At 50.1% G+C, this 17,717-nt stretch carries 9 protein-coding genes; 3 read left to right on the top strand and 6 right to left on the bottom strand.

Going from position 1 to position 17,717, the window contains the following annotated elements:
* Positions 1-44 precede the first annotated feature (44 nt).
* Positions 45-284, top strand: a complete 240-nt coding sequence (locus tag AC0QH1_RS06350) for a PEP-CTERM sorting domain-containing protein (RefSeq protein WP_324630110.1) — start codon at positions 45-47, stop codon at positions 282-284.
* A 343-nt stretch (positions 285-627) separates the two neighbouring features.
* On the top strand, positions 628-771 hold the full coding sequence (locus AC0QH1_RS06355; RefSeq protein WP_324630111.1) for a hypothetical protein: 144 nt from the start codon (positions 628-630) through the stop codon (positions 769-771).
* Positions 772-802: 31 nt separating this feature from the next.
* On the opposite strand, the gene AC0QH1_RS06360 is transcribed toward AC0QH1_RS06355, so the two are convergent.
* From AC0QH1_RS06360 to AC0QH1_RS06380, 5 genes are all read right to left on the bottom strand, one after another.
* Positions 803-1,528 carry a response regulator transcription factor gene (locus AC0QH1_RS06360; protein ID WP_324630113.1) on the bottom strand — a complete coding sequence of 242 codons (726 nt, stop codon included), beginning with the start codon at positions 1,526-1,528 and terminating at the stop codon, positions 803-805.
* Between the two features lie 331 nt (positions 1,529-1,859).
* Positions 1,860-2,867 carry a LysR family transcriptional regulator gene (locus AC0QH1_RS06365; RefSeq protein ID WP_324630114.1) on the bottom strand — a complete coding sequence of 336 codons (1,008 nt, stop codon included), beginning with the start codon at positions 2,865-2,867 and terminating at the stop codon, positions 1,860-1,862.
* A 545-nt stretch (positions 2,868-3,412) separates the two neighbouring features.
* Positions 3,413-9,148 carry a PAS domain S-box protein gene (locus tag AC0QH1_RS06370; protein WP_324630115.1) on the bottom strand — a complete coding sequence of 1,912 codons (5,736 nt, stop codon included), beginning with the start codon at positions 9,146-9,148 and terminating at the stop codon, positions 3,413-3,415.
* Positions 9,149-9,284: 136 nt separating this feature from the next.
* Positions 9,285-12,023, bottom strand: a complete 2,739-nt coding sequence (locus tag AC0QH1_RS06375; protein WP_324630116.1) for a response regulator — start codon at positions 12,021-12,023, stop codon at positions 9,285-9,287.
* 158 nt (positions 12,024-12,181) lie between these two features.
* Entirely contained in the window at positions 12,182-15,247 is a 3,066-nt protein-coding gene (locus tag AC0QH1_RS06380; protein WP_324630117.1) for an ATP-binding protein, read from the bottom strand.
* A gap of 72 nt (positions 15,248-15,319) precedes the next feature.
* On the opposite strand from AC0QH1_RS06380, the gene AC0QH1_RS06385 reads away from it, so the two are divergent.
* Positions 15,320-15,610, top strand: a complete 291-nt coding sequence (locus AC0QH1_RS06385; RefSeq protein ID WP_324630118.1) for a hypothetical protein — start codon at positions 15,320-15,322, stop codon at positions 15,608-15,610.
* A gap of 263 nt (positions 15,611-15,873) precedes the next feature.
* Here the strand turns inward: AC0QH1_RS06385 and AC0QH1_RS06390 are convergent, their stop codons facing one another.
* Positions 15,874-17,514: a serine/threonine-protein kinase gene (locus tag AC0QH1_RS06390; protein WP_324630120.1), complete on the bottom strand. Its 1,641-nt coding sequence runs from the start codon at positions 17,512-17,514 to the stop codon at positions 15,874-15,876.
* Positions 17,515-17,717: the final 203 nt, after the last annotated feature.

Genomic DNA, 17,717 nt, shown 5'->3' on the forward strand with positions numbered 1-17,717 from the left:
TAGGCTGGTCAGGTGGTTAGAAGTACAAGCCCCTGGCTTTAGACATGGGGTTGGTTTCTACGGAGTCCCTGACTTCTCAAGAAGGTGGCACCTCTAAAGCGTATCTGTTCGGGCAACTCAGTGCCCTGGAATCGCCCATCGCGTCTACAGGCGTTGCAGCGCCCGCACAGCCTGCACAGCTTAAACCCCCTGCTTCCCAGGTTCCCGAACCCACCACGATCGCCGGTTCGCTTCTCGGCTTGTTGTTCGCTATCCGCTACCGCAAAAAACACTCTCAGGCTTGATTCTTTTTAGGGGGAAAAACACAAGCCGAAGGGTTAAAAAAAGGTAACGTTCGCGAGTTTTAATCCGGCAATTCTTCAGCCCCGTCGTCCTAGCGCTGCTAGAGCGTTTCGCGATATTTAAGGTCGGGTTTTTTGAGTTGGTTGATGAGGTTTGCCGCGCCATTGCGGTGGGAATTGAGAGAAGCACTTATGCAAAATCAATTGCACTCGTAGGGTGGGAAATGCCCACCCTTGATTCAATTTGGGGCTAAAGCGACAGGAGTTGTTTTCCTGCCAAAGTGAAGACAGGGGGCGACCTTGGCTTCTGGTGGAGTGTCGGTGTTGCCACCACCCCCACTCCCTGGTGGTTCTGAGTTGGCTGGATTGCCAGGAGCGATCGCCGACACCGATGGTAGATCCGGGGTTAGTTGCTCGCGATCGCCCCCCGGGGAGCAATCTTACATTGAGAATTGCCTCCGAGTGCGGCGATCGAGTGCTTCAGTCTTGAGGCTTCGGCATGGATCCTTCCGAGGCGGGGGTTAAGCATCTTCATTCTCCGGTGGATTGCTGGGCAATTCCAAGCAATACCCGGCCCCATACACGGTTTTGATGTATTTCGGATGTCGCGGATCCGGCTCCAGTTTGGTTCTCAAATGTCTAATGTGAACTCGGATGGTTTCGATGTCATCGTCGGGATCGTAACCCCAGACTTCTTTCAGGATTTCGCTGGGGGAGACGGTTTGCCCGTGTCGCTGCAGCAAGCAGTGCAATAACTCGAACTCGAGATGAGTCAGTTTGACCGTTTCATGGAACCAATTGGCTTCAAACCGCTCTGGAACCAGGGTTAACGGCCCATAGTTGAGAATTTCCGCGTGTTTGGCTGCTTGCGGAATGCGATCGGTGCGCCGCAGCAAGGCTCGCACCCTTGCTAGCATCTCTTCGACTTCAAAGGGCTTGGTCAGATAATCGTCTGCGCCTGCATTGAAGCCTTCGACTTTATCCTGTGTTTGACCCAAGGCGGTCAGCATTAATACGGGAATGTCTGCAGTACGCTCATCTCGACGTAGACGTTGGCATACGGTGAATCCATCCACCCTAGGCAACATCAAATCTAGCATGATCAAATCGGGCATCAATTGCAAGGCCAATGCCTGCCCTTTAATGCCGTCTTCTGCTTGGCTGACTTCATATCCAGCCATTTCCAGATTGACTGCGACTAATTCTGAGATTGCAGGGTCATCGTCGATGACGAGTATCCGGGGCATGTTTCAAGAGTTGGAACGACTGGGTTGATGATGGAATTTTTCAGAACCTTGTCGGTCATCCAAAGATTCCTGTACAGATTATAAGCAAGGATTCTTACATCTTTCTTAAAAATCCCCGTCTGCCGTGAAAATGGCTGGCGCGCGGGTGGTTCGCATGAACGTTCCATTATAGCAGAATTTTTCTGGTTTGTCAAGTCTATTCCTGGGGTAACGCTTTTTATTTTTCGCGCCACTCTCATAGTGTTATTGTTAACCTGTAATGGGATTACAAGCCTGCGCCGTAGGGCCGAAGCTAGGCGTTGGGAGTATCGTGCGAAAAAAAGCGGAAGCGTTAAGACTCAATGATGGCTGGGGTGGATCGGATAGACTCGGAGAATTGTTGCGGCACGATATCGCGCACGATTTCCCAAAAATGGGCAATGGGAGGAATTTGCAAGCGATCGCTCGTGGTGGCGATGACCACTTGACGGTTCCAAGGGTTTGTCGGGGACATTTGCAAGGCTTGAGGGCTTGCAGGTCCGAGGTTGACGCCCTGGGCCGAGGGAAGCTGGGGGGTCAGTTCTCGCACCGCTAAGCTGGGATCTAGGCGCGCTTCCACCAGGGCCGACTGGGGCAATAGGGCGATGGTCTTTCCCTGTCGGACCACCCCGCGAAAGGCATCGGGAGTGTTTAACTCCAAAACTGCCCGCAAAGGCAAGCCTTCTTTGGCAAATAAATCTTGCACCATTCGTTGCATGCCATAGCCATCTTTAAAGACCACTTGCGGATGGTTGGCTAATTCGGTCCAAGGGATGCGATCGCGATCGGCTAAGGGATGATTGGCTGCCATTAGCACTTGAATAGATTCTTCGTAAAGCACCTCAACCACCATATCCGGCGTTGTAGTGAACAAGCGGTTATTCATCACAATCGCCAAGTCTACCAATCCATCCTTGAGCACTTTTAAAGCGCGATCGCTTCCCAATGCCGTTACCCGCAACTGAACCTCTGGATATTTCCCGCAAAATCGGTGCAATACCGGGGGTAAATAATAAGCACAAACCGAATGAATTGCCGCCACGCATAATTCCGGTTGCTTGCCGGCGAGCAAATCTGCGATTTCCGATTTTGCCGTTTCCCACTCCTGACAAATTTTGCGGGCGCGGGTGAAAAAATTCTCGCCGGCGAGGGTGAGTTTTGCCTGCGCCATGCGATGAAACAATGGCAAACCCAATTCTGCTTCTAAGGCTTGGATTTGTCGGCTGATGGTGGATTGGGTGACGCCGCAGCGACGGGCGGCTTGCTGGAAACTTCCCGTATCGGCGATCGCCAGGAAAGCTTGCAATTGCTCTAGGCGCATGGCATTAGAAATTACAATCGGTTCTTGTGTGTTCTAAGCCTAGCCGATGGTGAAGTTCGTTTTCGTACTGCTCGATACAGAGTCGGTTGGGATTTGTTCTCCATTGCCTTGGCGATCGCGCGCCAGCCCAATTCGATGGGCGCGCCCTATTCAAACCAGCCAAAAATATCCCAGGTCAACCCGATTTGTGGCGGTGGGAATTTCGCTCAGAGCGTCAATCGGGTTCTAAAGGTGCCGAGAGATTGCTTGCCCTTGTGGTTATTTTGATGGGGAGAAGTCAGCCAGAACGAACCAGGGGGGTAAGGAAATACTCTCGTTTAGCCCATATTAAAATCGGGTTGCTCTTTCCCCTTTCCCGGGGGTAATGAAAAGAGGGTTGCCACTGAAACTGGTGAGAACGGTTAACCAAAATACTTGACAAAAATCGCTTGAACATCGATATTTTTGCCGATCATGTTGGTCATCGATCCGGAATCAGCACCCAACGACGAACACCCAAACCCCAAAGACCAGTCCCCAATGAACAATGACCAAAAACCAATGATTTATTCCTCATTGTATTCGGTCAGTTCAAGGATTTTATCAAATTGGAAATTATTGGCCAATTCTGTAATACCCCCTGCCAAATCGGCGTATTCTGGTGGAAGTTCGGCGAGGATTTCTAGAATCAAATCATCGCAACATTGAAGTGCGGCAGTCTGGATATTTGTCACCCATTTTTTAGGCAATTTAGACACAAGACTTTTGAGTTTTTCTTGAGAAATGCTTTCAGTGGGTGGAGGGGTTAAGTCTTCTGGTTGTTCTTCGTCTTTTTCATAGAGATATTTCACCCCGAGATAGTGACTCATTTTCTCAAACAACAGTTCTTTTTGGAAAGGTTTGGGAACATAATCATCACAGCCGGCGGCTAAAATGGCGTTTTTGTTTTCCTCAAAGGCGCTAGCGGTTAAAGCAATAATAACCGTGGGGTGGAATTCGGATTGAGCTTTAATGCGTTGAGTGGCTTCATAGCCATCCATTTCGGGCATTCGCATATCCATCCAAATTAAATGAGGCTTCCAACTGGACCAGAGGTCGATCGCCTCAATGCCGTTTGTGGCTTCGCGCACGGAAAAACCGACCCGGGTGAGCAATTTGACCATTAACATACGATTGGCTCTCACATCTTCGACGATCAGGATGCGATACTCTGGTTGTTCCGGGGCGATGCCGATAATTTTGCGCTTTTGTTGGGGAGTTTGAGTGGGAGTAACTTCACCGGGACGACAGTGGATATCAAACGAAAAAATCGAGCCGCGATCGAGTTGAGACTCAATGCGAATTTGTCCGCCCATCAGTTCGACAAATTTGCGACTGATAGGTAAACCGAGGCCCGTACCTTGGCCGGATTTGCGACCGCTTTCGGTTTGGGCGAAGGCTTCAAATAACAAATCCATTTCCTCCGGGGCAATCCCCGGGCCGGTGTCTTCAACGGCAAAGTGCAGGTGAAGGGTTTCCGGGGCAAAAGGAGGGTCAGGGTTGTGCTTCGAGTCTTCCAGGGTTTGATGGGGGGAGTTGGCCAATCGGGTGCGGAGGGTGACGCGACCGCGTTCGGTAAATTTAATAGCATTGCCCAACAGATTGAGCAAGACTTGACGGAGTTTATTTTCGTCAGTATTGAGGTATTGGGGAACGTCGGGTTCGCGGTGAAAAACGAGAGCGAGTCCTTTAGACTGAGCTTTGAGGCGCAGCATTTGTTCGAGAGTTTCGAGCAGATTAAATAAATCGAAGTTGCTTTCATTTAAACTCGTGCGACCCGCCTCAATTTTAGACATTTCGAGAATGTCATTAATCAGTTCGAGTAAATGCTCGCCGGCGCGATTGATAATGCGGATATTTTCTTGATAATCTGGAGACAAAGAGCGATTGCCACTCATAATTTGAGTAAAGCCGAGAATGGCATTGAGCGGCGTTCGCAACTCGTGACTCATATTGGCGAGGAATTCGCTTTTAGCGCGGTTAGCGGCATCGGCGGCATCGGCGGCTTTTTCCAAGGCGGCGGCTTGACGTTGAGTGCGTTCGAGCAATTCGGCTTGTTGTAAAGCGACGCCGAGTTGGTTGCCAATTTGGATGACGATATTGATTTGAGCGGTTTTCCACTGACGCGGGCCGCTATTTTGATAAGTGGCGAGCAATCCCCAGAGTTTTTGACCGCAGAAGATGGGAACGATGATGTAGGCTCTGGCTTGAAGGTGTTCTAAGAGTTGGATGTAGCAAGCATCAAAGTTAGCGCTGTAGATATCTTCCACGGCGCGGTAACTGCCGATTTGGTTGTACGGGCCGCCTTGGGTTTGTTGCAGATAGGTATCTGGCAGGTCGGGGGAAGGTTTTTTCCAGGTGGCGACGGTGCAATCGGGGTTTTCCAGGGTTTCATGGAGGATAGGGTCTGGGGGGTTTTGGACCAGAGGAGTCCATTGGGAACTGACAGATTCGGCGACTATTTCGCCACTCCAGTTGGGATGGAAGCGATAGATGCCCACCCGATCGCATTCCATCACCCGGCGCAGTTCTTCAGTGGTGGCGGTGAAGATGCGGTCGAGGTTCAAGGTGTCGCGCATGCGTTGGATGACCGTGGAGATGGCTTTTTCGCGCTTAGCGCTTTCGCGCAATGCCACTTCGGCTTGTTTGCGATCGCTAATATCGGTAATTGTGCCCACATAGCCTTTGAGTTGCCCGTCTTCGCTTCGTTCGGGGATAGCCTGGGCGATCGCCCAAACGATCTTGCCGTCGGGGTGCAAGAAACGAGCCTCGGACTTAAAGGGGCGACCGGCGGCGGTAGCGGCGAACCATTCTGCGAGGATGCGATCGCGATCCTGCGGATGCAACGTCTTCTTCCACCCGGATCCGAGGGCTTCTTCTAAAGGCAGGCCGGCGATCGCACTCCAGCGCTGATTTACATAGAGACAGTTGCCCTGGACGTCGGTATTGAAAATTCCCACCGGCGAGGCTTCGGCGAGGGTTTGATAGCGACGCTTACTATCGCGCAAAGCCATTTCGGCTTGTTTGCGATCGCTGATATCGCTCCAGTAGCCCACGCATTCCAGGGGGTTGCCGGCGGCGTCGCGCACCAGTCTGACGCGATCGTATACCCAGCGATAAGTTCCATCGCGATGGAGAAAGCGGTATTCTTGGGAATGATGGCCTTTCGCGAAGAGTTGTTGCAGTTCCGCCAAGACGAGTTCGCGGTCTTCGGGATGAATGCGATCGCGCCAAAAATTCGCATCTTCGAGAAATTCGCCCGCCTCATACCCTATAATCTCCCGGATATTTTCGCTGACAAAGGTTGAGCCATAATTCCCACTCACTTTGCTACTATAAATCGCCCCCGGACTAGAAGTCAGCAGATATTGCAGGCGTTCGCTAACCAAGCTCAGTTGCAATTCTGCTTGTTTGCGCGCGGTGATTTCCAGGATGATGGCACCTACGGCGGCGGGCAGTTCTCCTTCACCGGGAACGGGAAAATAGGAGGCGATCCAGTGACGCTCGACTCCGGGTTGCGAAGGGACTTCGCCAGTGATTTCTTGATTGAGAATTGGTTGTCCGGTTTGAAAGACGCTGTTGTAGAGGGATTCCAGGGTTGGGGCAACATTCGGAAGGATTTCGCCGATGGTTTTTCCCAGGTGGTCGGCGACGGGAATGCCGTCGATTTGTGCCATCGCTTCGTTAATTTGCACGAACTGCAATTGGCGGTTGACGATGCTCAGGCCCACGGGGGCGGCGGAGAAAAAGGCGTTGAGGAAGGCTTCGCGTAGGGCGAGTTCCCGTTCGAGGGCGATGCGATCGCTGATATTGGTGGCGGTGCCGGTGGCGCAGATGGTGCGTCCGTTGGACTCGCGCAGGGGAATTGCATTGACTAGCAAGTAGATGGACTCGCCGGTGCTGCTCAGATGGGTGGTTTCGTATTGCACCACTGGTTCTGCTTTCTCCAGCAGGTCTCGCAGCATTTTGCGATCGCGATCGAGACATTCCGGGGCGATGAATTTTGTCATTTTGCTCCCGAGCATTTGAGCGGGAGTGAACCCGTAAATTTTTTCCACGGCGGGGTTGACGAAGGTAAAGCACCCGCGCCGATCCACGGACCAGATGACGTCTTCGGAGGAATCGACCAGGGCGCGATATTTTTGTTCGCTTTGCTTGAGGGCTTCTTGGGCGAGCTGACGTTCGGTGATTTCCCGTTGCAGCAGTTGGTTTTGTCGGTCCCGGTGGGCGCGGGCTTGTTTTTCGCGATCGAGCATTTGCACTTGGGCGATCGCGATGCCGAGTTGGGCGGCGATCGCTTCAAATAACTCGATTTCTTCGGCGGTCCATTCCCGATAGCTGTCGCATTGATGCAATCCAATGCTGCCATTGGGTTCTCCTTGGTAAAAGGTACCTACGGCGAGCATTGATTTGAGGTGGATTTGCTGGCACAACTCCTGCTGGGAGACTAACAAAGGGTCGGCATAGACATCCGGCGAGGCAATGGCTAGGTCCACTTCGAGCAGGCGCTCTACGTGAGGATTGCCTACCACTGGAATGTCGAACGAGGCGATCGAGTCATACCCCACCAGATATTCCCCTACCATTTTCAGTCTCGGGGTGGGTTCGGTAATATAGATTCCAATCCAAGTGCGGTTGACTTGAAAGGCGCGTCCGATTTCTAGGGCGGCGGTTTCAAATAGTTGCTCCGGATCCAATTGAGAGCGGATTTGTTCGGTGATTTGGCGCAGCAGGTTGCTGCGATGCAGTTCTTTTTCTAGGGCGAGTTGGGTTTTGACGCGATCGCTGATGTCTTTGCTGACTGCTAGAAGGCAGGGGCGATCGTCGATCTGGATGATTTCTGCCGAGAGCAGGGCAATTTTGATTTCCCCACTGGCGGTGCGATAGTGGAATTCAAAATCGCGCAAGATGCCGTCGCTACGATGCAGTTCTCGTTCCATTAACGCCGCCTGATGGTGGTCTGCTATCAGGTTGAGTTCTTCTGAGGTACGACCGATAATCTGTTCGCGATCGTAGCCGATGTCGCGACAAAAGCTGTCGTTAACTTCGATATAGCGCCCTTCGGCTAAGGTGACGATGGAAATCGGATCCGGGGTGGCGCGAAAGGCGATCGCGAGTTTCTCTTCCGAGGCGCGATGTTGTGCTTCGGCGCGCAGGCGCTCTCGGGTTTCGATCGCCACTGAAATCAAATTGGCGAGCGATCGGGCAAAATTCTCGTCTTCCGCCGTCCACTCGTGCCGGGTTTCTACGGCTTCATGGCATAATATCCCCAGGGTTTTTCCCCCCAAGCGAATCGGCGCATCTAAGCACGAATAAATCCCTAACGGAGTTAAATACAATTCCACCAGTTCGGCAGTTTCGGGGTCGGTTCTTGCCTGTGACGCGGCGACAATTTGTTTTTCTTCTAGGGCGCGAAAATATGCCGGATAATCCTTGACCTGGAGTTCCACTGTGCAGGGATTCACCTGACCACTGGCGTCGAAAACTTGCTGACACTCAATTTTCTCGCCGGTTTCATCGTAAAGCCAGAGGCTGACTCGCTCGATTCCTAAGTGTTCGGTGGCGGTGATGGCAATTTCTTGCAATGCTCCATTTACATCTCCGCGATGTAGGGATTTCAGTTGCGCTAGTTCGGTTAAAATCTGATTTTGATTCCGCAGTTTTGCCGCACTCAAATGCAGGGCTTCTTCGGCGGCGACGCGATCGCGTATCTCTTCGAGCAGCTTTGCATTTTCCCGTTCTAATTGCTTCTGCAATCCTTCAATTTTTAATTGATGCCGCACCCGCGCCAAAACTTCTTGTTCGTGAAACGGTTTTGTGATATAATCCGCTCCGCCCACGTCAAAGGCTTTCACCTTATCCATCACTTCAGTGAGGGCGGTGATAAAAATAACGGGGACGTTTCGGGTCAACCTATCGGCTTTTAACCGCTCGCAAACTTCATACCCATCCATTTCTGGCATCAAAATGTCGAGCAAAATCAAGTCCGGCGGGTCAGTTTGCGCCACGGATAAGGCAAAACGACCATTGGTTGCGGGCCGGACTTTATAGCCGCTACGCTGCAAAATGCCAATTAACAGACGCAGGTTATCTGGATTATCGTCAATGACGAGAATATCGGCTTTTTCTGGCGGGGTGGAGTTTTGGCTCATTTTCGGGTGGGATTCGCTCGACATTCGCGGGCACAGGGATTGGGAAATTGCCGTTTTTCCACTGGAAAAACTTCTTGTATTATAAACTCTTTGTTCAATGATTCGAGCCATTGAAACGGGAAAGCCTAGATACAGGCTAATCTAATCCAGTGCCAACTGTCTGAGCCACCCTCAGCACCTGCTCATTCGCCGCCCGCCGATTCCCCTGCTGGAATCGCCCCGGGGGGTATGAGCGATTTAACCGGGCTTATAGAACCTTTGCTTGTTGAATGATAGCGAGCATTTCTTCATAAGCAAACTTGTCAGCTAAACCCCTGAGCAAATCGCCCATTGCCCGATCGCAATGGCGAATTTCTTGAATGGTTCTATCGATGGATTCCATGTCACTGCGGGCGGTGGCTCGTTCTAAGGTGGCGAGGTACTCGGCGGGCACCTGGGCTAATGCGTGGGGTGTCAATTGATGGTTGCACTGGGAGAATCCATCGGGCTGTGCTCGAATCGGGGATGCGTAGCGAAAGCGCACGCCGAGGTAGCGGGTCAGAATTTCAAAAATGTCGGCTTCGCGGAAAGGTTTGCGAATAAAATCCTCGCACCCGACTTGTAAAACTAATGTGCGATCCTGGTTTAAACTGCTCGCCGTTACCGCTACGATCGCGGTATTTTTTCCTTTGGTGGTGGATTTAATCTGTTGGGTTGCTTTAAAGCCATCCATCACGGGCATTCGCATGTCCATAAAAATTAAATGCGGTTGAAATTCTTCCCACACCGCGATCGCTTCTTTCCCGTCTTTGGCTTCTCGAATCTCAAATCCAAACGGACCGAGGAGCTTCACCAACAATCGCCGATTGTCCCACTTATCGTCCACAATTAACAGGCGATAGGTGGGTTGATTCGCCTCGAGGGCGATCGCCTGTCTTCTGTCTGCTTGGATGGCGTCGGATCTATCCACCGGCTGGGCGCGAATGGTAAAGTGGAATTTGGTTCCCTGACTCACCGGAGAACTGACCCTCATTTCACCGCCCATTAATGCGACAAATTTGCGAGCGATCGGCAATCCTAACCCGGTTCCTTCTGCGGATTTTTTGCCGGTTTTGGTTTGCACGAAGGCTTCAAAAATGCTTTCTAATTCCTCGAGTGGAATGCCACAGCCGGTATCTTCTACTTCAAAGTGAATCGTGACTGAGGAGGTGCGATCGGGCGATCGCGGCGACTCTATCACCCCATCACCACCTTCCCGATTTCTCTCGCTCTCTCCCTCCCTGGGCTTGGTTTCCTCCCTTCCCAGGTTTACCCGCATCGTCACCGACCCCCTCTGAGTAAATTTAAACGCATTAGACAGCAGATTGAGCGATACTTGTCGTAACTTCACTTCATCGGTTCTAATGTATTGGGGTACCTTGGGGTCGCACTCGATCGCAAAGTACAATCCCTTTTTCTCTGCCTTCAGGCGAAACATTCCCTCTAAATCTTTTAACATCTGATAAAGGTCGAAGTTACTTTCGTTGAGGGTGATGCGACCGGCTTCTATTTTCGCCATGTCTAAAATATCATTAATCAGGGTCAGCAAATGTTCCCCACTGCGGCAAATAATGCGAAGATTTTCTTGGTGTTCTTCTGCCAGGTTTTCCCCTCCCATCATCAACTCGCTAAACCCGAGAATTGCATTCAAGGGCGTTCTCAGTTCGTGACTCATATTCGCCAAAAAGGTGCTTTTGGCTTGATTGGCAGCTTGGGCGGCGTTCGCGGCCTCTTTTAAGGCAAATTCGGCTTTTTTTCGCTCGCTGATATCTAGCACGGTGCCGAACAGCCGCGTTATGTTTCCCCCTTCGTCAAACACCGCTTCCCCCCGGATTTCTAAATAGCGCAGCTCTCCGGGGTTCCGCCAGATGCGACTTTCTATTTCGTAAGATATCCCCTCATTTATCGCCCGATTCACCGCATTTTCAAATATCTCTGCATCTTCATTATGAAATACTTTTAACAACTGGTGATAGTCGATTTTGCCAGCTTTGGGGTCAAATCCCAAAATCCGAAAAATTTCCACAGAGCCGCTAATTTCTTGCGTTACGATGTCAAATTCCCAATTCCCCAGATGAGCGATTTTTTGAGCTTGCGCTAACGAGGATTGGCTATTTTTCAGGGCTTCTTCAAATGCCAATCGTTCGGTAATATCGGTGATAACGCCGACAAAATGATTCACTGTTCCATCAGCTTCTCGCACGGGAGAAATCGAGAGTTGGTTCCAGAACATGCGGCCATTTTTGCGAAAATTTTGCAGCACGACTTGACAGTTGGTGCCGGCATGAATGGCTTGACGCAACTGTACCAGTGCGCCGCGATTGATTGGGCTTTTTTGTCCTTGCAAAAACCGACAATTTCGACCCATTATTTCGGAAGCAGAATAGCCCGTAATCCGCTCGAAACCGGAATTGACGTAGATAATAGGATTGTCCGGTTGCTGGAAATCGGTGATGACGATCCCATTAGAACTCGAGGCGATCGCTCGCTCTAACAGTCTCAATCGCGCTTCTGCTACGGTGCGAGTTTCGATTTCTCGTTGCAGGTGTTCGTTTTGACGGGTTAGTTCTTTTTTGAGCTGTTGGTTCGTCAGTTGGGTTTCAATTCTCGCGAGCGCTTCTTCCGGTCGAAAGGGTTTCGTGATATAATCGGCTGCCCCTTTTTTGAAGGCTTCTACTAAATTATCCGTCTCTTGATTGGCGGTAATAAAAATAATGGGAATTTCGCGGGTGTTTGGGTCAGCTTTGAGGCGATCGCAGACTTCCAAACCGTCCATTTCCGGCATCATTAAGTCCAACAAAATGAGGTCGGGTTTTGCGGTTCGCACCCGCTCGATCGCTTGCCTGCCATTGGTCGCAAAGGTGGTATCGTAGCCTACCTTTTCTAACAAATATCCAATCACTTTCAAATTAGAAATCGTGTCATCTACCACTAAAATCAGAAAATCTTCGGGGTCAAACTGGTTCATTGTCTTGCACCTGCGGCATTGAGTTCATTAATAATCGCACCGAGGGGGAATGATTATCCTCCCTCTATAAAATATGGTACTCCTGAGAATACCTGTATTTCCCGCCCAGTAACCTATCCCTGGCATTCACCCCATCGGTGAGGGGGTCATTGCCTATTTTACGCCCGATCGCCGTTCCCTTCCAACCATCGCCTCAGTTGGGGAAATTCCTCCAGGGTTGCGGGTAAATTCTCCCAATCAAATTCCCCAAGCTGATGGCTGATTTTGGTTGCATAGGCTTCGAGTTTGGCACAGTGATATTCCCGCGCCCAAGCATGCAACCGTTTCGCAAAGGCTTTCACTTCTCTGCGCTTCATCGTTTGTCGCAATTGCTGCCATTGGTTTTGTTCTTCTAAGGCAAGTTTTTCCGCCAATTCGGACAAGTTTTCCCCCGGGGTTTCCATCATCGGTTCCCTTGCAGAAGCAGCAGGGGGTTGCACTTCCCTTTCCCGGGGAGAATTTTCATTCAGCGGCAGAATATTCTTGAATGCTTCCACCAGTTGAAAGCGTTTGACCGGTTTGCGTAAGAATCCCTGACAAAACAGTTGCATGTCTTGCAGTTCGTCTTTCGCCACCGATGCAGTGAGGACGATAATCGGAATGTCTCGCGTTTGTGGGTCTTGTTTGAGAAAAATTGCTGCCGATCGCCCATCCAGATTGGGCATCCGCAGATCCAGCAATATCACATCTGGCTGATGGATTTGTGCCATTTCAATCGCTTCTCGCCCATCTTTCGCGAATAACAAACGGTGGTGGGTGTTGGCAAAATACTCCGCAATTAAAGTGCGGTTCGATTCCACATTATCCACCACTAAAATAGTGGCGGGCTGGAATTGTTCCAGGTTCTCATCCATTGGCTTTTTCTCATGGGCTTCCGGTTCCCAATTGGCGCGATAAATATCGGGAAATACAAAACTAAAGGTACTCCCCGTACCCACTTCGCTGTTCACCACCAGTTCTCCCCCTAACATAGTGGTGAGTCGGCGGGTAATGGCTAATCCCAACCCGGTTCCGCCGTATTTGCGGGTACTTTGTCCTTCGCTTTGGATAAAGGCGTCGAAAATTTTTTCGCGATCGCTGCCACTAATCCCAATCCCCGTATCTTCTACCGCAATTTCCATCCAAATTTTGCCCTCCCCTTCGCTAACATAGGGCTGACAGCGTACTGAGATTTTAATATAACCCGCTTCTGTAAATTTTAGCGCATTGCCGACTACATTAAACAAAATTTGCCGCAGGCGCACTTCATCAAAATCAATTCCTATCGGCAAGTTTTCGTCAATTTCTGCATATAAAGATAGTCCTTTTTCTTCCACTTGCTGGGAAAAAATTTGCTGGATTTCTCGAATTAATTCGCGCAAATTTGTTGGTTCGTAGTGCAGTTGCAGCTTTCCGGCTTCAATTTTCGATAAGTCTAAGATATCGTTAATCAAGGCTAACAGGGATTTTCCACTGGTGGCGATCGAATCGAGATACGCTTGTTGGCGCGGTTCGCTCACCAAACCTTGCATTAAATCGCAAAATCCCAATATCGCATTCATCGGCGTGCGGATTTCGTGACTCATATTGGCCAGAAATTCGCTTTTCACTTGGTTCGCTACTTCAGCGCGTTTTGCAGCTTCTTCTAACGCCGCCTGCGAAAATTCTAACACCGCCAGCATTAACGCATTTCTAAAATTTAAAGCGGCTTCTATTTCTAATTTATTCCACGGCAAAGATTTACCGCTCACGGTTTCTTTCCACAGCTCAAAGGACTTGCGCGGCGATAATCGACTCCCATTTTCTTCATCCACTGTCACCGGTTTATGCGGATTTCCTCCCCACTTGACAGTTTGCACGATTTCGGGTCTAAACCAGACAATTTGATAACAGGTATTTTCCAGAAAAATAGAAATCGCCAGTATCCCGCTCATTTGTGTCTGATAATCCCGAGAGGGGGGATAAATTTTTCCTAAACAATCGGTATGAAATACTTTTTCTCGATGGTGGGTGCGAAGCCACTCTAGCAAGTGTTGCACCGCTTCTACAGGTGGGGTTTTTCCCAAAAGGATGAGGTCGTCTTCTAACGCGATCGCCGCACTGCGGGCATTGACTAATTCTAAAATTGCTGATTCATTTTGCTGGAATTTTTGCGCGATCGCCCCTTGGTTCGCAGATTTACTTAAATTCAGCCGTTCTTGGATTTCCCCGACTTTACTTTGATATCGTCCCAGGTCTTTCTGCTGCTGCTTAAAAAATTCCACGGACATAAATTGCCCGAGGAATTCGCAGGCTTTCCGCGTTTCGTAATCTACATATTTCGGTTGATAGTGGTGGCAGCAAATTAAACCCCAAAGTCGTTCTTCGTCGAGCAAAGAAATCGTTAAGGTCGCCCTCACTCCCATGTTCTGTAAATATTCTACATGAATGGGAGAGACGCTTCGCAATGTCGATAAACTTAAGTCCAGCGGCTCATCGGTTAAGGGATTGTTCTGGGGAATAATCTCCACTGGCTGATAGTTGACATCCACAATCAGTCGCAACCAATTTTGATAGTAGAGTTTTCTGGCTTGTTTGGGAATGTCTGAGGCGGGATAATGCAATCCTAAAAAGGGTTCGAGGTCCCCACGACAAGATTCAGCAACTACTACCCCACTTTCATCGCTGGCAAATCGGTAAATCATTACCCGATCGTATCCCGTCAATTGCCGCACTTCGGCGGCGATTAAGTTGGTCGCTTCCTGAAAATTATTGGCTTTAAATATTTTGGCAATAGAGGCTTTTAGTAAATGATAAAAGCTGAGGGGATAAGCGTTCTTGCCACTTATTTTCGGTTCGAGTTCGAGACACAATAAACCCCCCACTGTTCGATGCAGCACGCCTTCAAATTCAAACTGGCCATCTTTTAAGGAGGTGGGCAGTTGAAAGGGATTGAAATACTCCAGTTCGTTTTCAAATATACAATGGGTTAAAAATTGCAGGTTTTCTTGGGAAAAAAGAACGCTTAAGTCTTGTCCGAGTAAAGATTCCGGACTGATGCCAAAAAAGGCTTCGGTATTGGCAGAAACTTGTAAAATTGTGAGTTGCGGTTCTTGCAGGACGAGTAGCACGCCGTGGGGTTGAATTTTGCCGGGAATGTGAATGGGTTCTCGATCGCAGTTGCTCAGATCGATGGGTTCGGTGGTGACAAATTCGATGGGAGACATCTTCTCAAACTACTCGTAAAGGGTTGCTCTTTCGGGTTGAGGTCGCGCTTTCGCGGTGGGCTGATTTTTCTCTTGCTTCCCGGAAGCGCGATCGCTGCTCTGTTGATTTTACCAACAGCCCTCGGGAGTTTGCATTCTCTCTCCCTCTCCCTTGTGTCTCGCGTTTCCCCACTCGATGGGGCGGTAGGGTGCGATTTCAGACAGTTTATCCCCCGAATGGGGCGCGAATCGTCAAAGCGGTTGAGTGCGGCTACAATGTCGCTTCACGATTCGATCCACTGGGGAACGGGGGAAAGGCACGCGAGGAGGTTGGTCATTCATACCGATTGGCGGGTCGCGATCGCCGATCGCACTCACCAATGAGACGATGAGCTGGCGGCTAGGAATTTGGCCGAACCCTTGTCGGGCCAGCGGCGGGGGTTTCTGTGTCTCGCAATTCCCCGCTCATCAGGGGGACAAGGGCGATTCCTATCGGCGGCTTTTTCCCGACAATCCACCGGATTCGAGGGGATAACCGGGGGCGAAAAGATGACGCAAACGGGCTTTCCGGTTGGCGAAAATTGGCATGCAGGGGTGGCGCGAATTGGTGGAACTCGAGCCGGATTAAGGTGTGGGTTATTTAGTCCCTACTTCCCAAGGCGATCGCGAGCCATTTTTTTCCAGTATTGAATTTCGGGATTATACGGCGCTTCTAGTGCTTGGCATTGTTTCCAATACTCTAGGGCTAAGGTGCGATTGTCCTGGGCTTCAAGTACCTGTGCTAACAAGCAGTAGGCGGGTGCATTTTTCGGGTCGTATTCAATCGCTTGGCGCAGGTGTTTCTCGCTTTCACGGTAGCGCTTTTGTTCGTAGTATGCCCAGCCGAGATTTTTATGCAAGTCGGACCAAGCTACAGGTTTTAAGTTTGGCGCGTGGTTGGCTCGTTCCAGTCCATACTGCAGTTTGGCGATCGCTTTGTCATAATTTCCGTCGCGGAAAATCCACAAGCGCCCTAAGTTATTTATGGCTTGTACTGCGGCATCGATGCGATCGCCGTTTGATATGGCCTCTTCGTACTGTTCTCGAGCGCATGGTAGTTTTTCTCGCTCTTCACACACCATGCCTAAATTGTAGAGCGCTTTTCCACTTTCGGGATGGAGTTGCACGGCTAATTTCAAGTAAAATTCAGCGCTGCCGAATTGACCGCGCTTGAATTCAAAGGTGCCCATGTGGTTGGCGGATTTAGCCAGAGGAATTGCCACCCAATCTTTGACAAAGATTGCCACGGGATGAGATAATATCCCAAAGCCAATAAAGCCGATTAATAAAAATCCCACCCATTTGAGCGGAATCCGCCGCTTCCAAAATCCGGTGAGTTCCGGTTTGGATTGTTTGGCGTTTCTGACTGATTCGATTTGTTTTAATTCTCTGAAGATGGCACGGGTATTGCTGGGGCGCTTCTCGTAGGCGGGGGCCATCAGGCGATCGATAAAATCTGCCAACATTGGCGAGATTTGCGGAGCCAAATTGCGCCAGAGGAGTTCCTCGTTATTGGTTTCGGGAAAATCCATCGGGGACAACCCAGTGAGTAAATGCACAAAGGTGCGCCCGAGGGCAAAGAAATCGGATTGCGGTTTCGTGTCGCCGATAATTTGTTCGGGGGCGGCGTATCCGCTGGTTCCGACGCGGGTGAAATTGGATTCTTCTTCGCCAACGGTGCCAAAGTCGATCAGCGCCAGTTGTCCGTTGGGACGCAAAATGATGTTAGAAGGTTTGATATCCCGATGAAACAAACTTTCTTGATGCAGGGTGTCTAAAATTTCGGTGAGTTGTTGCAACCAGTCGAGGGCTTCGGTTTCGCAGATGGGGTCGCTTTGTTCTAACCACTCCTCTAGGTTTTCCCCGTCGATTTTTTCCATCACTAAGCAGTGGATGTGTTTGTTTCGGGGTAAGGTTAGCTGGAAGTAACCATCGGGTTCTACATGGGGAATTCCGCGATGGCGCAACCACATCAAGACTCGCGCTTCTCGTTTAAATAAGCGAATGAAGTTGGGATTGTTGCTGAATTTGAGCACTTTCATCACTTTGATGGTGCCCCAATCTTCATCCCCATTTCCCCAGTCTTTTACTTCGTAAATATCGGTGGGATAAACGGGATTGAGAGGGCGCAGGGGGCGGATGATGCGATAGCGATTTTCGATCTCCAAGGGGGTACCACAACTCTGGCACGCTTGCGCCGAGTCTGGATTTTCGCGATTTTGACATTTTGGATTGATGCAGTAACTCACATTAATGTTACGTTTTTTTCAAAGTTTTCTGATTGCAAGTTGGGACACAAACCGCTGGTTTCGGATATCATGTCCGAGAACGCGCCGGGAAAAAACCAGATGTAGAAATAGGATAGAAATAGAACATCCACGAAAAAAAAGATGGAAGAATGGGAGCCGCGTTACTTTAGTACGCGGAGGAAGTTCGACTCAGGCGGTTTTAA

The organism is Phormidium sp. CCY1219 (genome assembly GCF_055795085.1).